The sequence below is a fragment of the uncultured Brachyspira sp. genome (assembly GCF_910578695.1).
Taxonomy (GTDB): Bacteria; Spirochaetota; Brachyspiria; order Brachyspirales; family Brachyspiraceae; genus Brachyspira.
This window is the reverse complement of record NZ_CAJTQJ010000080.1, coordinates 1-514: the sequence shown is the minus strand read 5'-3', so window position 1 is coordinate 514 and position 514 is coordinate 1. Positions and strand designations below refer to the sequence as shown.

Sequence of the window (514 nt, the reverse complement as noted above, 5' to 3'; positions counted from 1 at the left end):
TAGTTGGAATGTTTCTAATGTTGAAGATATGGATAGTATGTTTTATAAAGCTAAAAAATTTAATCAAAATATTAATAATTGGAATGTATCAAAAGTAAAAACTATGGAATATATGTTTTACAAAGCTGAAAACTTTAATCAGCCTTTGAATAATTGGGATGTTTCTAATGTTAAAGATATGGATAATATGTTTGAAATGGCTAAAAAATTTAATCAAAATATAAATAGTTGGGATACATCCAAAGTAGAATTTATGGATGGAATGTTTCAAGATGCTGTAAACTTTAATCAGCCTTTAGATAATTGGGATACTTCTCATGTTATGAATATGAGAAATATGTTTAACGGAGCTAAAAATTTTGATCAGCCATTAGAAGATTGGGATGTGTCTATGGTAGCAAATATGGATGATATGTTTAATGGAGCTGAAAGTTTTGACCAGGATTTAGAAATTTGGTGTACTGAAGAAGCTATATATATGACTGATATGTTTTTAGACAGCGGAATGAATGAA

General features: G+C 27.8%; 1 protein-coding gene. It reads left to right on the top strand.

All coding sequences use genetic code 11. From position 1 onward, the window contains the following. Positions 1-514: BspA family leucine-rich repeat surface protein (locus QZ288_RS11750; RefSeq protein ID WP_295159076.1), on the top strand; the 514-nt coding region annotated here is incomplete at both ends.